The organism is Cellulomonas sp. PhB143, from assembly GCF_003752595.1.
In the GTDB taxonomy this organism is placed as follows: domain Bacteria; phylum Actinomycetota; class Actinomycetes; order Actinomycetales; family Cellulomonadaceae; genus Paraoerskovia.
This window is the reverse complement of sequence record NZ_RKIJ01000011.1, coordinates 37,800-55,315: the sequence shown is the minus strand read 5'-3', so window position 1 is coordinate 55,315 and position 17,516 is coordinate 37,800. Positions and strand designations below refer to the sequence as shown.

The following is a 17,516-nucleotide window of genomic DNA, read 5'->3' as shown; positions in this document are numbered from 1 at the left end:
CCCGCCCCCCCCCCCCCCCCCCCCGCCCCCCCGCGCCCCCCCCCCCCCCCCCCCGCCCGCCGCGCGGGGGGGGCCCCCCCCCCCCCGCCCCCCCGGGCCCGTCTCGGCGGGCCGGTCTCGGCGGGAAGGGGGTCAGGCGGGCGTCGCCTCCAGCTCGACCACGGCCCAGGACAAGGCCGGGAGCGTCAGGCGCGCGGTGCCGCCGTCCGCCGAGACTCCCTCGAGGGCCTTCATCCCCACGGCCTCCTGGCGGTCGCGCGTGTTGCTGGTGTGCCGGTCCGCGCCGTTCGGGACGGTCAGCACCTCCGCGCGCGTCACGCGGCCCAGGCCCCACCCGCGCAGCGCGACCTCCACGTCCGCGGCCTCCTCAAGACCACGGTTGGCGAGGAAGAGGGCGACCCGGCCGCGCTCCTCGTCCCAGGTCGCGCTGACGTCGACCGTGTCGACGTCGCCGAACCGCGCGGTCTCGTGCCGGTCGGAGGACACCTGGGCCCGCAGGATCTCGCCCCGCGCGAGCTCCGCCGTCCGCGCGAACGGCCAGAAGATCGACTGCCGCCACGCGGGCCCGCCCGCCTCGCTGCGGATCGGCGCGATGACGTTCGCGAGCTGCGCCTGGTTCGCGATCTTGACCCGGTCGCCGTGCCGGAGCAGCGAGTTGAGCAGCGTCCCGACGACGACGGCGTCGGTCACGTTGTACTCGTCCTCGATGATCCGCGGGTGCTCGCGCCACACGCCCGACCGCTCGATGACGTGCGGCTGGTCCTCGGAGTCCTTGCCCGTCTGGTACCAGACGTTCCACTCGTCGAACGAGAGGTTGATCCGCTTGCTGTGCTTGCCCGCGGCCCGCACCGCGTCGGCCGTGGAGACGACGGACTCGATGAAGTGGTCCATGTCGACCGCGCTGGCCAGGAACGACGCGTGGTCCCCCTCGTGCTCCTGGTAGTAGGCGTGCAGGGAGACGTAGTCGACGTGCTCGTAGGTGTGCCCCAGGACGGTCTGCTCCCAGGCGCCGAACGTCGGCATCCCGGACCCCGACGACCCGCACGCGACGAGCTCGATGGACGGGTCCACGAGCCGCATCGCCTTGGCGGCCTCCTGGGCCAGGCGGCCGTACTCGTCGGCCGTCTTGTGGCCGATCTGCCAGGGGCCGTCCATCTCGTTGCCGAGGCACCAGAGCCTGATGTCGAACGGGTCGGCGTGCCCGTTCTTGCGACGCAGGTCGGACAGGTACGTGCCGCCCGGGTGGTTCGCGTACTCCACGAGCTCGCGCGCGGCGTCGACGCCGCGCGTGCCGAGGTTGACCGCCTCCATGATCTCGGTGCCGGCCGCGCGCGACCAGTCCACGAACTCGTGCAGGCCGAAGGCGTTCGTCTCGACCGTGTGCCACGCGCCGTCGAGCCTGCTCGGCCGCTCGGAGACCGGGCCGACGCCGTCCTCCCACCGGTAGCCCGAGACGAAGTTGCCGCCCGGGTAGCGCACGACGCTCACGCCCATCTCGCGCGTGAGGTCGAGCACGTCGGTCCGGAAGCCGTTCTCGTCGGCCGCGGGGTGGCCGGGCTCGAAGATCCCGGTGTAGACGCAGCGACCCATGTGCTCGACGAACGAGCCGAAGATCCTGCGGGGCACCTCGCCCGCCGTGAAGTCGCGGTCGAGGGTGACGCGTGCGCTGGTCATGCTGCTCCTGGGGTGGTGAGTGTCGGGTGTGCGGGGCCGGGGCTCACTGGCCGCCGAAGCCGGTGGTCGAGATGCCCTTGACGATCTGCCGCTGGAAGAACAGGAAGACGATGATCAGGGGCAGGGCGGCGAGCATGGCCGAGGCCATGTTCTGGGCGTACTGCAGGCCGTAGGCGCTCTTGACGGTCTGCAGGCCCACGGGCAGCGTCATCAGCGACGAGTCGCTCGTGACGATGAACGGCCAGAGGAAGTTGTTCCAGGCGGCGATGAACACGAAGATCGACACGGCCGCGAGGATCGGCCGCGACAGCGGCAGCACCACGGACCAGAAGATCCGGAACCGGCTCGCGCCGTCGATCCGCGCCGCGTCCTCGAGCTCGATCGGCACCTGGTCGAAGAACTTCTTGAGGATGAAGACCATCGCCGGCGCGATCACCTGCGGCAGGATGATGCCCCAGTAGGTGTCCACCAGGTGCAGCGTGAGCATCTGGTAGAACAGCGGCACGATCAGCACCTGCGGCGGGATCACGAGCGAGGCGATGATGACGAAGAACAGCCACCGCCGGCCCTGGAAGTCGATCCGCGAGAACCCGTAGGCGGCGAGGGCGGAGATGGCGACGGTGATGAGGGTGATCACGGTCGAGGTGAACAGGCTGTTCCACGCCCACAGCGGGATGTTGCCCTCGGAGAGCACCGAGGAGTAGGCGTCCCAGCGGAACCCGTCCTCGGGGATCCACGAGGCCGACGCCGCCGCCGACGCCTCGGACTTGAGCGACGTCGCGAACGCCCAGAGGAACGGCACGATCCACGCGAGGGCGAGGACGATCAGGAGGACGAGCGCCAGCAGGCGTGACGGGGCGAGCATGCGCTCTCCCGGGAAGAGGCTCTCGCGCAGGCGGCTGGGCTTGCGGGCCGGCGCCTGCCGGTCGCCACGGGTCAGCGTCGACGTGGACATCAGCCGTTCCTCCGGTTCGTGATGCGGAACTGCACGAGCGAGACGAGCACGATCAGCGCGAAGAAGATGTACGAGATCGCCGACGCGTAGCCGAACCGGTAGCCGGTGAACCCGACCTCGAACACGTACTGGACGATCGGGCGGGTAGCGCCCGCGGGGCCGCCGTTGGTCATCATGTAGATCTGGTCGAACACCTTCAGCGAGGCGAGGACCTGCAGGATCAGGACGAGCACCGTCGTCGGCCACAGCTGCGGGATCGTGATGCGGAAGGCCTGCTTGATGCGGCTTGCCCCGTCCAGGGCCGCCGCCTCGAACTGCTGCTCGGGGATGTTCTGGATCGCGGCCAGGTACAGCAGGAAGTTGAACCCGATCGTCCACCACAGCGTCGTGACGACGACCGAGATCATGGCCCAGCTCTCGTCCTGCAGCCAGGCGATCGGTTCGACCCCGAAGTTCCCGAGGAAGTCGTTGACCAGCCCCAGCTGCGGGTTGTACATCCAGATCCAGAACTGCGCGACGACGGTCGACGCGAGCAGGTACGGCATGAAGAAGGACAGGCGCCAGAACCACTGCCCGGGCACCTGGTGGACCAGGAGCGCGAGCCCGAGCGCGACCACGACGAGCGGGATCGTGGACAGGACCGTGAACCAGACGGTGTTCCAGAGCGAGTGCCACATGACGGGGTCGCTGAACGCCTCGGCGTAGTTGTCGAAGCCGATGAGCTGACCGTTCGCTCCGGTCAGGCTCTCGCCGGTGAAGCTGAGGTAGAGGCCGTGGATCATCGGCCAGACGAGGAAGAGGGCGAAGAGGACCACGAACGGGCCGACGAAGAGCCAGCCCCTCCAGTCCTTCTTCCCCGCGCGGAGCGACTGCGGCTCCGCGGCGGCCTCACGGACCGCGCCGCCCTCGGCGGGCGTGGTCATTGCTGTGGTGGTGGACACGATCGAACTCCTTTGTCGATGCGCGAGGTACGGGGTGGTCGGCCGCTCAGACGGGGTTGGGCTTGGCCATGAGCGCGTCGATCCGCGCGACGAAGGCGTCGAGCCCCGCCTGGGGCGAGCTGCCGTTGAGGAGCACGCCCTGGCAGGTCTCCAGGAAGAAGTTCTGGAAGTCCGAGCCCGACCCGGTGAACCACGCCTCGGGGTCGTAGTTGAGGATCTCCGCGGCCGGGGCGTAGTGCGCCTGCGGGAGGAGCTCCTGGTACTCGGTGCTGTTCACCACCGGCTGGAAGGCGGGGATGTGACCCGCCTGCGCCCACCCGAACGAGCCCTTGAGCAGGGTGGTGACGAAGTCGTAGGTGGCCCGGGTGCGCTTCTCGTCGCGGTCCGAGACCGGGAGCGTGAAGGCGTGCGAGTCCGCGTAGGCCGCCGGCGTGCCGAACAGCGTCGGGATCGGCTGGGCGTCGAACGCGATGCCGGAGGCGAGGACCGTCGGCAGCTCCCAGACGCCGGTGAAGAGCATCCCGCTGTCGCCGCTGAGGAACTCCGACAGCGCCGTGCCGTAGTCGCCCGACGGCGTGCAGATGGTGCCGTCGAGGAGCGTCTGCATGAACTCGAACGCCTTGACGCCGGCGTCGGTGTCCACCTGGGCGCTGGTGCCCGAGAGGTCGAACTGCGCGTCCTGCTGCTTGAAGAACGTGTACCAGAGGCGCCACATCTGCGCGCCGTCGGCCAGATACCCGTAGGAGAGGCCGTGCTTGCCGGTGACCGCCTGCATCGCGCGCGCGACGTCGACGAACTCGTCGGTGCTGGTGATCTTCTTCAGCTGTCCGTCCGCGCCGAGGGCACCGGCCTGCTCGGCGACGTCCGTGTTGTACATGAGGATGAACGGGTGCGCGTCCAGCGCGATGGAGTACTGCTTGCCGTTGAGCGAGCCCTTCTCCCAGACCCGGTCGACGTAGTCCGTCTTCTGCACGCCGTACTCGGCGAGCAGGTCGAGGTCCCACGGCTCGAGCAGCCCGCCCGGGGCGTAGCCCGGGACGCGCGAGGCGTGCATGATCGCCGTGTCCGGGCCGCGCCCGCCGACGCTCGCCATGGCGAGCTTCGTGTAGTAGGGCGCACCCCAGGCGAGCACGGTCTGCTTGGCGTCGAAGTCCTTGCCCTGCGCGTTGGCCTTCTCGACGAGCCCCGCCATGGTGACGCCGTCGCCGCCGCTGAGCAGGTGCCAGAAGTCGAGCTGCTCGACGCCGGACGCCGTGTCCGTGGGCGAGGCGCAGCCGCTGAGCGCCGAGGCGATCGTGACGCCGCCGAGCGCCGCCATGCCGCCGAGGAGCACGCCGCGCCGGCTCGGTCCCTGCCGCTGTTCCGGTCCTCCGGACCGTGATCTGGTCTCCACGATGTCCACTCCCTTGTGAGAACAACCACAGTGTTGTCGGGAGGAACGTTACATCGTTGGAATGGTGAAGCACACCCCCGACACGGACTATTCTCCGCCCGGCGCGCCGGTGCTTGCCCGCCCGACGACGGCGTGCGGCACCACCACGGAGCGGCGCGGCGCGTCCGGATCGTCGATCCGCACGGCGAGCGCGGTCAGCGCCTGCACCGCGAGCTCGCGCTTGTCGAACGCGACCGTCGTCAGCGGCGGGACGGCCAGCCGGCCGTCCGCGACGTCGTCGAACCCCGCCACCAGGACGTCGTCGGGCACCCGGACCCCGCGCCGCCAGAGGGCGTTGAGCGCCCCGACCGCCAGGGAGTCGGTGAAGCAGAAGTACGCGTCGGGCGGCTCGGGGAGCTCGAGCGCGCGATCCACGGCGGCGACGGCCTCCTGCGCCCGCCAGGCCCGGACGCCGATCTCGAGGGCCGGGTCCCAGGCGACGCCGGCCCTGCGCAGCGCCTCCCGGTAGCCGTCGGTGCGCTGGCGGGCCGCCGCCGTGTCGAGGCCCGTCGGCGCCCCGACCACCGCGATCCGCCGGGCGCCCCGCGCCAGCAGGTGCTCCGTCATGTCGCGCGCGCCGCCGACGCTGTCGACCTGGACCTGGTCCACGCGGTCCTGGACGACCTCGCCGATGATCACTGTCGGCGGCAGCACCCCGTCGGTGTCCGCGCTCTCGGCGACGGCGCTGTCCGCGAGCGTGACGGGGTTGAGCACGAGGCCGTCGACCAGGTGGGAGCGCGCGCGGGAGAGCAGGTCGCGCTCACGACGCGGCTCCGCGGCCGTCTCCTCGATGTGCACCGCCCAGTCCAGGCCGTGCGCGACCTCGACGAAGTGGTGGGCGAACTCCGCCGAGTACGGGGTGCTCAGGTCCGGCAGCGCGAGAGCGACGACGCCCGAGCGGCCGTTGCGCAGCCCGCGCGCGCTGAAGTTGGGCACGTACCCGAGGTCCTCGATGGCGGCCTCGACCCGCTCCCGCGTGGCCGGGCGCACGAACGCCGTGCCCGTCAGCACGTTCGAGACGGTCTTGGGCGAGACCCCCGCCTGTGCCGCGACGTCCTTGACCGTAGGTCGCACGCCCGTACCCCGTTCCTGTGTGGTTTCCCCACATCTCAGCACGTCACGGGTCGCCGTGCCGCCCGTGACCGGCCGCCGGCCGGCCCGCCCCGCCCCGCACCGTCTCCACGGGACGCTCACACCCGGGCCGGAGGGTTCGCCGACCGGCCAACTAGGCTGTGCGGCGTGCCCCTCGACCTCCTGACCTCCGGTGCCGCCGCAGGCCTGCACGCGGACACGCTCCATGCGATGGCGGGCGGGCACCTGCCGACGCTCGGCCCCGACTGGCTCGACGCCCCGACGCTCATCGACCGTTTCGGGGCGTACGCGCTGTGGGGCATCATCGCCGTCGTCTTCGTCGAGACCGGGCTGCTGTTCCCGTTCCTGCCCGGCGACTCCCTGCTGTTCACGGCCGGGCTCCTCGTCGCCCAGGACGCCGTCTCCTTCCCCCTGTGGGAGCTGTGCCTCCTGCTCTTCCTCGCGGCCTTCGGTGGCGACCAGCTCGCCTATCTCATCGGCAGCAAGGTCGGCGTGCGGCTGTTCCGGCCCGACGCGCGGGTGCTCAAGACCGAGTACATCGAGAAGGCCCACGACTACTTCGAGCGCTACGGCGGACGCACCGTGCTGCTCGCGCGGTTCGTGCCGATCGTGCGCACGTTCGCGCCCGTCGCCGCGGGGATCAGCAGGATGCGCTACCGGACCTTCGTCGCCTACAACGTCGTCGGTGCCTTCGTCTGGGGCGTGGGCGTGACCCTGCTCGGGTACTGGCTCGGCAACGTCACGTTCGTCAACGACCACATCGAGCTGATCCTCGTCGCGATCGTCGCGGTGTCGCTGGTGCCCGTGGCGATCGAGATCCTGCGCGCCCGGCGCGGCGGCGGCGACGCGCCCCGCCGCGACGACCCTGACCGACCGCGCCACGCCCGACCGGAGGCCTGACATGACCGACCCGCAGCGCACCATCACGAGCTGGCTCACCGACATGGACGGCGTGCTCGTCCACGAGGGCCGGGCGATCCCCGGGGCACCGGAGTTCGTCCGCGCCCTGCGCGACGCCGAGCGCCCGTTCCTCATCCTCACGAACAACTCGATCTTCACGCCGCGCGACCTGCGCGCCCGGCTCGCGACGTCGGGCATCGACGTCCCCGAGGAGTCCATCTGGACGTCGGCGCTCGCGACCGCGCAGTTCCTGCACGACCAGATCCCGGGTGGCAGCGCCTACGCCGTCGGGGAGGCGGGCCTGACCACCGCGCTCTACGAGGCCGGGTACACGCTCACGGAGTCCGCCCCGGACTACGTCGTGCTCGGGGAGACGCGCACCTACTCCTTCGAGGCGATCACCAAGGCCGTCCGGCTGATCAAGGGCGGGGCGCGGTTCATCTGCACCAACCCCGACACGACCGGCCCGTCCCCGGAGGGCCCGCTCCCGGCGACCGGCGCGGTCGCGGCGATGATCACCGCGGCCACCGGCCGCGAGCCGTACTTCGTCGGCAAGCCGAACCCGATGATGTTCCGCTCCGCGCTCAACCGGATCGACGCCCACTCCGAGACGACGGCGATGATCGGCGACCGGATGGACACCGACGTCGTCGCCGGCATCGAGGCCGGGCTGTACACCTACCTCGTGCTCAGCGGGTCCACCGGCCTCGAGGAGGTCGAGCGGTTCCCGTTCCGGCCGAGCGCCGTCGTCGACTCCGTGCAGGATCTCGTCGACCGGGTCTGACCGGCCGGCGCCCGTGGCGGAGGGTCAGCGCAGCGCCTGGTGGAAGTCGGCCAGCGTGAGCGTGCCGCCCGTGTTCGAGACCAGCGCGATCTCCGGGTCGGTCAGCGACGGCAGCGGGATGACCGACGGCGGCGGGCTGTCCGGCGTGTAGGAGACGGGGATGCCGAGCAGGCGCCCCGCGAGCCTCGTGCAGTACAGGACGACGTCCGTCTCGATCGACATGGTCGACGCCGTGGTCAGCACGCCGTGGCCCTGCGCGTCCACCGCGTCGAGCGAGAAGCCGGGGACCTCGACCTTCTTCGCGGTGAACGTCATGACCTCCACGGTGCTCCCGTCGGGGCGGGTCAGCGTCGTGTTCCCCGCGTAGAAGGAGCTCGTCAGCCTCAGGGCGTCGCCGGTGAGCGACCCCTCGCCGAGCTGCGGCTGCGGCATCGCGTCGGTCTGCTCCAGCTCGGGCGCCGGGGTGGCTTCCGCCGTCGGGGCGGCCGTCGGGGACGGTGTCGCCTCCGCGGTCGGGGCGCTGGTCGGGGTGCTCGACGACGGGTCGACCGTCCCCGGGTCCTGCGCCTCGTCGGCGGTGGCCGGGTCGTCCTGGCCGGTCTCCGGGGCCGCGGTCGCGCCGGACGACGGGGCGTCCGGCGCCGGGTCCTCGGCGGGGCCCTCGGTCGGCTCGTCGGTGGGATCGGCGGTCGGCTCGTCGGTCGCCGTGCCCGTGGCGTCGTCGGCAGAGCCGTCGGTGGCGGACGGGCACAGCGGACCGAGCAGGGTGCACAGCGGCCCCTCGGCGTGCAGCGACCCGGCGTGCAGCGCGGCGGGCGCCCCGGCCCCACCGAGCCCGGTCGCGAGCCCGGCGACGACGGCGACCGCGCCCCAGGCGTTGGTCCGCCGCGAGGCCGCGGTGTAAGGGCGGACCGTGGCGGGCAGGCTCACGGCCGTCCCGTCGGCCTCGGCGGTCTCGTCGGTCCGGCCGGCTCCGTCGTCGCCGTCGGTGCTGCCCCGCACCGCGGGGAAGAGCGCGTCCACGCCGCTCGGCTCCGCGGACCGGTGCCGGGGCGTGCCCTCGAGCACGGGCTCGCGGGCAGGCGCGGCCGGCAGCTCGGCGGTGTCGTCCGCCGGCGCAGGCGCCGCGGAGGCGTCGGCCGCGGGGGCGACGGCTACGCCGTCGGCCGGGACGTCGTCGGGCACCGCGGGGCGCCGCGGGAGCCACGACACCGCGACGACGCCGCCCACGACCCCGAGCAGCATCCCGACGAGGAACCCACCCAGGTTGACGCCGACGATCGAGTAGACCGCGAGCACCATGGCGATCACACCGTAGAAGACCCGGTGGACGGGCATGGTCCACAGCAGGACCCCGAGCAGCACCAGGACGACCGGGATGATCGTGGCCTGCATGCCCGCGACGCCCACCTGGACGTGCAGGTTGCCGAGGTCGAGCTGCCCGGAGAAGAACAGCTCCACGCCGGACAGCAGGACCAGCAGGCCGCCCCAGAACGGGCGGCCGCGGCGCCAGGTGCGGAACCTCGCGCGGACGCCCGGCATGGCCGGTCCGGGCGTGCCGTCGGCGTCGCGCACCTCGTGCGTGCCGCTCGTCTCGCCCGTGGTTCGTTCGGTGCTCACCTGCGCTCCTTCGTCTGCTGCGTGCTGCCCGTGCCCTGCCCGGCCCGCGTCCGGGGCGTCGCGACCGCTCGGTCGCGACGCCCCGGGACGGGGTCAGGTCAGAAGCACTCCTTGCCGTTGGTGAGCTGCAGGTGCAGCCCGTTCAGGGCGAAGGTCCCGGCTGTGGTGCTCCAGGCGGTCTGCTCGAGGCCCTTGATGTTGATCTTCGAGGCGTCCTGGGCGAAGTCCCCCTTGGTGCCCTTGGCCTTCGTGTTGACCACCGAGGCGTCGACGCCGATCCGGATGTTCGTGAACGTCGCGTCGCCCTTGAGGTCGGTCATGCCGAGCTGCATGTCCTTGGCGGTCGCGGGCTTGCCACCGCCGCCGGCAGTGATCAGCAGCCCGAGCTTGCCGAGCGGGGTGTCCGTCACCACGGACTGGCACAGGTCGGCCAGGCTCGCCGTGCCGATGTTGGAGATGGCGACCGGGTGCGGGGCACCCGAGGCCTCCTGAGCGACGCCCGAGTACTGCGAGAAGTCCGTGCCCTTGAGCTCGGACGCGGCGACCTTGAACTGGCTGCCGGAGACGGCGAAGGCGACGGGCACCGCGCCGCTGGCGACGCCGCCCATCATGACCGTGACGGCGAGCGTCGCGGGCACCGCCGCGAGTGCGACGCGACCCCGGCGCGTCCGCGTGAGACTGCTGATCCTCATGAATCCTCCTCGATGCATGACCGATCGACACCGCGCCGACCGTCGGGGACGCTACCGGGCTTACTGAACGCGCGTCAATAGCCGACCTGCCGTGAGTCAGTAACGGTTCGGGCACGGGCGGGACGTGGCTATGCTCGGTCCATGGCGGAGGAGCGCAGGACCAGGCTGACTCCCGACGAGCGCCGGGCCCAGCTGGTCTCGCTCGGCGTCGCCGCGCTGGCCGACCGGCCGCTGGAGTCCCTCACCATCGAGGACCTCGCCGCCCGGGCCGGTGTCTCGCGCGGGCTGCTCTTCTACTACTTCGACTCCAAGCAGGGGTTCCACCGCGAGGTCGTGCGCGCCGCGCGGGACGGCCTCCTGCACGCGACCGAGCCGTCGCTCCAGGTACCCCCGCTCGAGCGGCTGCGCACGACGCTCGTCAACCTCGTGCGCTTCGTACGCGAGCACGAGGCGACCTTCTTCTCCCTCGTGCGCGGTGCCGCGAGCGGGGACGCCGCCGTCCGCGAGGTGACCGAGCAGGCGCGCGAGCTGCAGGCGGCACGGCTCGCCGCGGTCTGCGACGAGCTCGGCGTCCAGGCGTCGCCGAGGCTGACGCTCGCGCTGCGCGCCTGGGTGGCGTTCGCCGAGCAGCTGCTCGTCGACGGGGCGATCGGCACGGACATGCCGGCGGACGAGATCGTCGAGCTGCTCGAGCAGAGCGCGCTGGGCGCGATCGCCCTTGTCGATCCCGCCCGCTCCCCCGCCGCGCCCCCGGGCCGTCCGTCGTTCCGCTGAGAAGTCGAATATCGCCCCTGATCCGTCCGGATCAGGGGCGATATTCGACTTCTCGGCGGAGGGGTGCGGTGCGCCCGGCGGAGGGGTGTCAGGACAGGCCGAGGTCCGCCAGGTCGTAGAGGTAGCGGTACGGCACCCCGAGCGCCTCGATCTTCTCGCCCGCGCCCGTCGCGCGGTCCACGATCGTCGCGCACCCGAGCACCTGGGCGCCCTGCGCCCGCGCCGCCTCGATGGCAGTGATCGGCGACCCGCCCGTGGTGGTCGTGTCCTCGAGCACCACGACCTTGCGGCCCGCGATGTCCGGCCCCTCGATCTGGCGCTGCATGCCGTGCGCCTTCGCCGCCTTGCGGACCACGAACGCGTCGAGGTCCTGGCCGCGCGAGGCCGCCGCGTGCAGCAGGGCCGTCGCGATCGGGTCCGCGCCCAGGGTCAGGCCGCCGACGGCGTCCACCTCGGCCGTGCCCAGGCCCCACTCCTCGAGAGCGTCCAGCAGCACGTGCCCGATGAGCGGCGCGGCGCGGTGGTGCAGCGTCGTGCGGCGGAGGTCGACGTAGTAGTCGGCCTCCTTGCCGGAGGACAGCGTGACCTTCCCGTGCACGACGGCGAGCTCACGGATCAGCTCGCGCAGCTGCTCGCGCGGCGGCGGGCCGAACGCGGCGGACGGGTCGGCGGCAGGACGGACGGAGGGATCCTGGGGTGTCGAGGTCACGCCGCCAGCGTATCGGCCGACCGCCCGCGCGAGCGCATCGCCCGGCGCGGGCCCCGCTCGAACGCCCGCACCGCGGCGCGCGGCGCGACCCGCAGCAGCGCCGACGCGAGGGTGTACCGCAGCGACGGCGTCGAGATCACCGCCCCCCGCCGCACGTCGGCGAGCGCCCGCGCCACGACGCGCCCCGGCTCGAGCCACGCGACCTCTGGGAAGGTGTCCGTGCGCAGGCCCGCCCGCTCGTGGAACTCCGTGCGCACGAACCCGGGGCACAGCGCCGTCGCCGTCACGCCCGTGCCCTCGAGCTCCACGGCCAGCCCCTCGGTGAACGTCTTCACCCACGCCTTGTGCGCCGAGTAGGTCCCGGTCGCCGTGAGCGCCGCGACCGACGACACGTTGAGCACCGCGCCCCGCCCGCGGCCGACCATCTGCTCGACGGCCGCCTTGCTCAGCACCAGGACCGCACGGACCATCACGTCGAGCGCTGCCTGCTCCGCCGCGAGGTCTCCCCCGACGACGCGCTGGTGCAGCCCGTAGCCCGCATTGTTCACGAGCAGACCGACCGGCCTGCTGCCCGCCTCCGCGACGGCGAGGCGGGCGGCCACGCGCGCCACGTCGTCGGGCACCGAGAGGTCTGCCGGGAGCACCTCGACGTGCACGCCCGCGGCAGCGCGCAGCTGCCCTGCGAGCCGGTCGAGCCGCTCCGCGTCGCGCGCGACGAGCACGAGGTCGTGGCGCGCCGTCGCGAGCTGCCAGGCGAGCTCGAGGCCGAGGCCGGCGCTGGCGCCGGTGATCAGTGCTGTCCCCATGCGGTCACCCTACGGGGACGGGAGGACGGCGGGAGCGCGGCGGGACGGGCACCGTCGGGCCGCTAGCCTGACCCGGTGCGCATCGCTACCTGGAACGTGAACTCCGCCCGGACCCGCGCGGACCGGATGCTCGCCTGGCTCGAGCGCACCGGGACCGACGTCCTGGCCGTGCAGGAGACCAAGTGCCGCGACGACCAGTTCCCGTACCTGCCGTTCGAGGCGGCAGGGTACGAGGTCGCCCACCTCGGGCTGAACCAGTGGAACGGCGTCGCGATCCTCTCGCGGGTCGGGATCGAGGACGTCGAGCGCCACTTCCCGGCGCAGCCCGCCTACGGCGACCCGGGCGTCGTCGAGCCCCGCGCGATCGGCGCGACCTGCGGCGGCGTGCGGGTGTGGAGCCTGTACGTGCCCAACGGCCGCGAGATCGACCACGCGCACTACGCGTACAAGCTCGAGTGGCTCGCGCGGCTCGAGGAGGCCGCGGCGGCGTGGCTCGGGCAGGACCCGGCCGCCCAGGTCGCGCTCATGGGCGACTGGAACGTCGCGCCCTTGGACACCGACGTGTGGGACCCGTCCCGGTTCGTGGGCCGTACCCACGTCTCGCCCGCCGAGCGCGACGCCTTCGCGGCCTTCGCCGCCGCCGGCTACACCGAGATCACCCGCGAGCTCGTCCCCGAGGTGAACCGGTACACCTACTGGGACTACCAGCAGCTGCGGTTCCCGCGGAACGAGGGCATGCGCATCGACTTCGCGTGGACGACGCCGGCCCTGCGCGCCCGGGTGGACCGCGTCACCATCGACCGGGACGAGCGCAAGGGCAAGGGCGCCTCCGACCACGTGCCCGTGGTCCTCGACCTCGCCGGCTGACGGTCGGTGCGGGTGGCCCGACGACGCGGCTACCGTTGCGCCATGAGCACCCCGACGTCGCCCCAGGGGCGAGACGAGCACCGCCCCCAGGACGACGACCCCTACGCGCCGCCGAGCCCCGACGTCGACGAGCGGCCCCAGCCGCGATACGGGCAGTACGCGCCCGAGCCGAGCGCCCAGCAGCCGTCCGGGACCGAGCCGCCGGCGCCGTACGCGCAGCCCGGGCCGTACGGGCAGGCGCCCTACGGGTCGCAGCCGTACGGGTCGCAGCCGGCCTACGGGAGCCAGCCCTACGGTTCCCAGCAGTACGGGGGCCAGCCGCCGTACGGGGGCCAGCCGCCCTACGGCCAGGATCCCTACGGTCGGCCCGGCTATCCCTACCAGCCCTGGACCGCGGCCCCGCGGAGCAGCGGCATGGCGCTGGCCGCGATGATCTGCTCGATCGCCGGGCTGCTGACGTGCGGCGTGTCCGGCGTCGTCGGCCTGGTGCTCGGCATCGTCTCCCTGCGCCGGATCACCCGCGAGAACCGCGCCGGGCGTCCCCTCGCCGGCCGGGGCATGGCGATCACGGGCATCGTCGTGGGCGCCGTGTTCATCCTGTGGTTCGTGCTCGTGCTCTCCACCGGCGTCCTCGCCGGGTTCTCGGAGGGCTGGGACCAGGGCATCCAGCAGATGGACGACGGCGGCGCGTACAGCGACCTCTGACCTGTCGCACCCCTGATTCCAGCCGCGTCCGCGAAGCCGCGCTTCTCGAGGAACCGTCGCGGGCCCTCGGCGACGACAACCGCCGGTCGGGACGCCATCGTCCGGGCATAAATTCTTGAGGGCCTGGAGTGCGAGTCGGATGGTCGTGCTGCGAACGCGGCCCCCACCACCGTCGACTGCCGCTGACGACATGACCCATGTGCGGCGAAAGTGACGGTCCATGCCTGCTAGTCTCCGCAACCAGGCGCCGCAACCAGGCGCCGCAACCAGGCGCCGCAACCAGGCGCCGCACTCGCGCCGCCTGGGCTCTCAAAGATGAGGTGCACTGATGAAGCGGAAGAATCTCTATGCCGGCGCACTCGTGGCGGCAGTGCTTGCCATGGGTGCGTCACCGTCCATGGCCGCGGAGCACGTGGCGTACGCCCCCGATGGCGGGTCTCGAGCCCACAGCATCGACAAGGTCCTGTACGTCAAGGACACCAAGGCCGATGGCCACCAGGCGTTCGGATACGCCAATGACGAAGACCACCGCCTGGACAACGCCTCGGGCTACAACTCGACCGTGAAGCGCACCTACGCCTCCACGATCACGGCCGTCCGTGCGTGCACCAACATCCAGAACCTGCCCGACTCCTGCAGCGCCTGGAAGTGATCGCCGCCGTGGGGCTCTCGTCAGCGGCTCTCGACGTCGAGGGCCTCACGGCCACGCTCGGCCGACGACCGGTGCTCACGGGTGTCGATCTGCAGGTCGCCGGTGGCCGCTCGGTCGCGGTGATGGGTGACAGCGGCAGCGGCAAGAGCACCCTGCTGAACTGCATCCTCGGGCTGGTACGCCCGACCGGTGGCAGCGTGTCGGTCTGCGGCCAACAGGTCCGCTCGGGACTCTCGAGCAGGGCCGCACGTCAACGCCGCCGCTCGGTCGGGGTCGTCTTCCAGTCCGGCCACCTGCTGCCCGAGCTCGACCCCGTCGAGAACGTCGCGCTCGCGGGTCTGCTCGCCGGCCTCCGCCCGCAGGACGCGGCCCGTCGCGCCCGTGCCCTGCTCGACCGTCTCGGCATCGACTGCTCCTCCCGTTCGGTGCTGGAGTACTCCGGCGGAGAACGCCAACGCATCGCCGTCGCCCGAGCCCTGATCAACGAGCCGCCCCTGCTCATCGCCGACGAACCCACAGGCTCGCTCGACCCGACCAACCGCGACACCGTCTCGGACCTGCTCTTCACCCTGCCCGCCACCGTGGGCTGCGCCCTGGTGGTCGTCACCCATGACCCGGTCGTGGCCTCCCGGGCCGAGAGCACCTACCGGCTCACGGATGGACGCCTGGTCACCGAGGCTGGCCTGACCGTGTCGGGGCGGGCGTGAACGCCATCGGCCCCTTCGCGCTAATCGCTATCGGCCGACGGCTGGGCGGGCGCGGACTGCTGGCGCGCCTGCGCTTCGTCGTGATCGCCCTCGGCAGCCTGCTGCTGACGCTCTCGCTGTCCACGCTCGTCGTCGCCCACGGCACGGCGCAGCTGACCGCGGAACGGTCCCAGGCGGTCAGTCCCGAGCTGGTCGAGGACGCGTCCCACGCGCGCGCCCTGTATTCGGTCGCCGGGTTCGACTCCGTCGGTGACGAGCCGGTGACCGTGCTGCTCATCGCCCCGGTGGGCAAGGACGCGCCCCTGCCCGCTGGGGTGAACCAATGGCCCAGGCCGGGGCACGCGATCATCTCTCCAGCGTTGGCCGACGCCCTCAGCGCGCACCACAGCCGACGATTCGGTCCCGTCGACGCGATCATCTCTCCCGAGGGGCTGGAAAGGCCGAACGAGCTGCGCGTCTACCTGCGCCCACCCGCGGGTGCCGACACCGCCGGCGCGGAGATGATGCCCGTCACCGGATTCGGCGGCCAGACCGACAACTCCATCCACGGGGCCGGTTTCCTCTACGCGGCGAAGCTCTCGCAGATCGACCTGATGCTCGTGGTGTGCCTGACCCTGCCCGCGCTGGCCTGCCTGTTCCTCGGCGCGATCACCGCCAGCACGGCGATGCGGCGCCGCTCGACCGTGCTCAGCGCCCTCGGCGCCGACCGGGCCCGCTCGATGCTCATCGGTCTCGGTGAGCACTGCGGCGCCCTGGCCGTCGGGACCGCCGTCGCTGCAGCGACCGTCGGGGTCGCGACGCTCACCGGAATCCGCCTCGACGTGCTCCACGCCGACTACCCGGCCGCGGACCTTCGCACCATGGCGGCCCCTCTGGCCCTCGCGGTCGTGGTCGGTGCCCTGCTCGCGACCGCCACGGTGCTGGCCACCCGCGAGATCGGCCGCCGCTACCGCACCCGCGACCTTCTCGGGACCGACGACCGACCCCCGATGCTCCAGGCGGTCCTGGCTCCCTGCGTCGTGACCGCCGTCATCTGGCTCACCGCCCAGTCCCCGAACGCCGCCCTGCGCATATACGTCCTCGCGCTCGGGACCGTCGCGGTCGCGCTCCTGCTTCCCGCGCTGGTCTCGGCCGTGCTGCACCTGATCGGCAAGACCCTGACCGCGACCGGGTGGAGCGTCGGCGGCCCCGCACTGCTCACCGGCGGTCGCGGTCTCGAGCGCTTCCCGACCCGCACCGCGAGGCTCGCCGCAGGGGTGTGCTTCGCGATCCTGCTCCTGGGCCAGGTCCAGCTCTGGGCCAGCACGCTGGGTGCCCAGTACTACGCGGCCGAGGCCGGACGCGACATGTACGGCACCACCGTGGTCAGCGCCACCATCTCTCCCACCGCGCCGGGCCTGTCGAAGTTTCTTACCGCCACCGCCGCGACCGCCGCACCGGTGTGGGAGGTCACGAACGTCGACGACGCCTTCGCCACCACCCACCTGGTCACCACCTGCCGGACAGCGACCCTCCTCGGCGCGCCGTGCAGCGCCACACCCGAGCCCGTGCCCCCCGACAGCTCGCACCCGCAGCTCGACCGGATCATCCAGCTCTCCGGCTCCGAGCAGGTCACCCTGCAGACGTCCCGCAGCGGCCTGCCGGCGATCCCCGACGGCGGCGGAGCGACGCTCGACCTCGTCGCCCGAGACGGCACCGACCTCTCCCTCGACACGCTCAACCGGGCCGCCTACGCCACCGTCCCGGGCGGGCTACAGCTCGACACACCCGAGCACGGATGGATCATCAGCGGCGAGATCAACCACAACCGGGGCCGGTGGGCCACGCTCTACGGCATCGCCGGGACTCTGGCCATCGCACTGGCCACCGCGTGCCTGCTGGCCCGTGACGCCGTCGACTCCGGACGCCGCGTCATCCCGCTCAGCGCCGCCACCGGCCGCCGGTCCTGGCTCCTCGGCCTTGCCCTGATCCGCACCACCCTTCCCCTGACGGTGGCCGGCATCGCGGCCGCGTGCGCGTACTACCTGCTGCCCGCCGGCATGACCGTCGATTCCGGGCTGATCACCGGCGCCGTCTACTTCAACCCCTCGGTCGGGCTCGCCGTCGCCATGGCGCTCGTACCCACCCTCGTCGGGCTGGTCATCGCCGTGATCGTCGGCCAGAGCCAACGACGCGACGTCGCACGCTGGCGCCCTGACGAGTAGGC

The 17,516-nt window shown here is 72.3% G+C and carries 17 protein-coding genes; 8 read left to right on the top strand and 9 right to left on the bottom strand.

Features of this window, described 5'->3' with window-relative positions:
- Positions 1-132 precede the first annotated feature (132 nt).
- The 5 genes from EDF32_RS06520 to EDF32_RS06500 form a co-directional block, all read right to left on the bottom strand.
- Positions 133-1,674 carry an alpha-N-arabinofuranosidase gene (locus EDF32_RS06520; RefSeq protein WP_123307741.1) on the bottom strand — a complete coding sequence of 514 codons (1,542 nt, stop codon included), beginning with the start codon at positions 1,672-1,674 and terminating at the stop codon, positions 133-135.
- A gap of 43 nt (positions 1,675-1,717) precedes the next feature.
- Positions 1,718-2,629, bottom strand: coding sequence for a carbohydrate ABC transporter permease (locus tag EDF32_RS06515; RefSeq protein WP_123307740.1), 912 nt, complete (start codon positions 2,627-2,629; stop codon positions 1,718-1,720).
- Complete coding sequence (locus EDF32_RS06510; RefSeq protein WP_123307739.1) at positions 2,629-3,552, bottom strand: carbohydrate ABC transporter permease; 924 nt, start codon at positions 3,550-3,552, stop codon at positions 2,629-2,631. The genes EDF32_RS06515 and EDF32_RS06510 overlap by 1 nt, the downstream gene beginning before the upstream one ends.
- Positions 3,553-3,616: 64 nt before the next feature.
- Positions 3,617-4,888 carry an extracellular solute-binding protein gene (locus EDF32_RS06505; protein ID WP_123308032.1) on the bottom strand — a complete coding sequence of 424 codons (1,272 nt, stop codon included), beginning with the start codon at positions 4,886-4,888 and terminating at the stop codon, positions 3,617-3,619.
- Positions 4,889-5,050: 162 nt separating this feature from the next.
- Positions 5,051-6,076, bottom strand: coding sequence for a LacI family DNA-binding transcriptional regulator (locus tag EDF32_RS06500; RefSeq protein WP_123307738.1), 1,026 nt, complete (start codon positions 6,074-6,076; stop codon positions 5,051-5,053).
- A 165-nt stretch (positions 6,077-6,241) separates the two neighbouring features.
- Here EDF32_RS06500 and EDF32_RS06495 point away from each other — a divergent pair, with 165 nt between their 5' ends.
- Positions 6,242-6,994 (top strand): VTT domain-containing protein, encoded by a 753-nt coding sequence (locus EDF32_RS06495; protein WP_233565765.1) that lies wholly within the window; start codon positions 6,242-6,244, stop codon positions 6,992-6,994.
- Position 6,995: 1 nt separating this feature from the next.
- Positions 6,996-7,778, top strand: a complete 783-nt coding sequence (locus EDF32_RS06490; RefSeq protein ID WP_123307737.1) for an HAD-IIA family hydrolase — start codon at positions 6,996-6,998, stop codon at positions 7,776-7,778.
- Between the two features lie 24 nt (positions 7,779-7,802).
- On the opposite strand, the gene EDF32_RS06485 is transcribed toward EDF32_RS06490, so the two are convergent.
- Entirely contained in the window at positions 7,803-9,398 is a 1,596-nt protein-coding gene (locus EDF32_RS06485) for a DUF6114 domain-containing protein (protein WP_123307736.1), read from the bottom strand.
- 98 nt (positions 9,399-9,496) lie between these two features.
- On the bottom strand, positions 9,497-10,090 hold the full coding sequence (locus EDF32_RS06480) for a DUF6230 family protein (RefSeq protein WP_123307735.1): 594 nt from the start codon (positions 10,088-10,090) through the stop codon (positions 9,497-9,499).
- Positions 10,091-10,231: 141 nt separating this feature from the next.
- On the opposite strand from EDF32_RS06480, the gene EDF32_RS06475 reads away from it, so the two are divergent.
- Positions 10,232-10,864: a TetR/AcrR family transcriptional regulator gene (locus EDF32_RS06475; RefSeq protein WP_123307734.1), complete on the top strand. Its 633-nt coding sequence runs from the start codon at positions 10,232-10,234 to the stop codon at positions 10,862-10,864.
- Positions 10,865-10,952: 88 nt separating this feature from the next.
- Here the strand turns inward: EDF32_RS06475 and pyrE are convergent, their stop codons facing one another.
- Entirely contained in the window at positions 10,953-11,573 is a 621-nt protein-coding gene (gene pyrE, locus EDF32_RS06470) for an orotate phosphoribosyltransferase (RefSeq protein ID WP_123307733.1), read from the bottom strand.
- Positions 11,570-12,379, bottom strand: a complete 810-nt coding sequence (locus EDF32_RS06465; protein WP_123307732.1) for an SDR family oxidoreductase — start codon at positions 12,377-12,379, stop codon at positions 11,570-11,572. Before EDF32_RS06465 ends, pyrE begins: the two co-directional genes overlap by 4 nt.
- A 75-nt stretch (positions 12,380-12,454) precedes the next feature.
- Here EDF32_RS06465 and EDF32_RS06460 point away from each other — a divergent pair, with 75 nt between their 5' ends.
- The 5 genes from EDF32_RS06460 to EDF32_RS06440 all read left to right on the top strand — a co-directional run bounded on the left by EDF32_RS06460 (position 12,455) and on the right by EDF32_RS06440 (position 17,514).
- The gene (locus EDF32_RS06460; protein ID WP_123307731.1) at positions 12,455-13,246 is read left to right on the top strand and encodes an exodeoxyribonuclease III; all 792 of its coding nucleotides are present in this window, start codon (positions 12,455-12,457) and stop codon (positions 13,244-13,246) included.
- Positions 13,247-13,288: 42 nt separating this feature from the next.
- Positions 13,289-13,951, top strand: a complete 663-nt coding sequence (locus tag EDF32_RS15015; RefSeq protein ID WP_123307730.1) for a DUF4190 domain-containing protein — start codon at positions 13,289-13,291, stop codon at positions 13,949-13,951.
- 328 nt (positions 13,952-14,279) lie between these two features.
- Positions 14,280-14,603 (top strand): hypothetical protein, encoded by a 324-nt coding sequence (locus EDF32_RS06450; RefSeq protein WP_123307729.1) that lies wholly within the window; start codon positions 14,280-14,282, stop codon positions 14,601-14,603.
- Complete coding sequence (locus EDF32_RS06445) at positions 14,600-15,310, top strand: ABC transporter ATP-binding protein (protein ID WP_199734845.1); 711 nt, start codon at positions 14,600-14,602, stop codon at positions 15,308-15,310. Before EDF32_RS06450 ends, EDF32_RS06445 begins: the two co-directional genes overlap by 4 nt.
- Positions 15,307-17,514: a hypothetical protein gene (locus EDF32_RS06440; RefSeq protein ID WP_123307728.1), complete on the top strand. Its 2,208-nt coding sequence runs from the start codon at positions 15,307-15,309 to the stop codon at positions 17,512-17,514. Before EDF32_RS06445 ends, EDF32_RS06440 begins: the two co-directional genes overlap by 4 nt.
- Positions 17,515-17,516: the final 2 nt, after the last annotated feature.

Bases quoted from the DNA above. Each gene is read 5' to 3' on its own strand.
- EDF32_RS06520 (WP_123307741.1), bottom strand. From the start codon at position 1,674: ATGACCAGCGCACGCGTCACCCTCGACCGCGACTTCACGGCGGGCGAG.
- EDF32_RS06515 (WP_123307740.1), bottom strand. From the start codon at position 2,629: ATGTCCACGTCGACGCTGACCCGTGGCGACCGGCAGGCGCCGGCCCGC.
- EDF32_RS06510 (WP_123307739.1), bottom strand. From the start codon at position 3,552: ATGACCACGCCCGCCGAGGGCGGCGCGGTCCGTGAGGCCGCCGCGGAG.
- EDF32_RS06505 (WP_123308032.1), bottom strand. From the start codon at position 4,888: ATGGCGGCGCTCGGCGGCGTCACGATCGCCTCGGCGCTCAGCGGCTGC.
- EDF32_RS06490 (WP_123307737.1), top strand. From the start codon at position 6,996: ATGACCGACCCGCAGCGCACCATCACGAGCTGGCTCACCGACATGGAC.
- EDF32_RS06480 (WP_123307735.1), bottom strand. From the start codon at position 10,090: ATGAGGATCAGCAGTCTCACGCGGACGCGCCGGGGTCGCGTCGCACTC.
- EDF32_RS06475 (WP_123307734.1), top strand. From the start codon at position 10,232: ATGGCGGAGGAGCGCAGGACCAGGCTGACTCCCGACGAGCGCCGGGCC.
- EDF32_RS06465 (WP_123307732.1), bottom strand. From the start codon at position 12,379: ATGGGGACAGCACTGATCACCGGCGCCAGCGCCGGCCTCGGCCTCGAG.
- EDF32_RS15015 (WP_123307730.1), top strand. From the start codon at position 13,289: ATGAGCACCCCGACGTCGCCCCAGGGGCGAGACGAGCACCGCCCCCAG.
- EDF32_RS06450 (WP_123307729.1), top strand. From the start codon at position 14,280: ATGAAGCGGAAGAATCTCTATGCCGGCGCACTCGTGGCGGCAGTGCTT.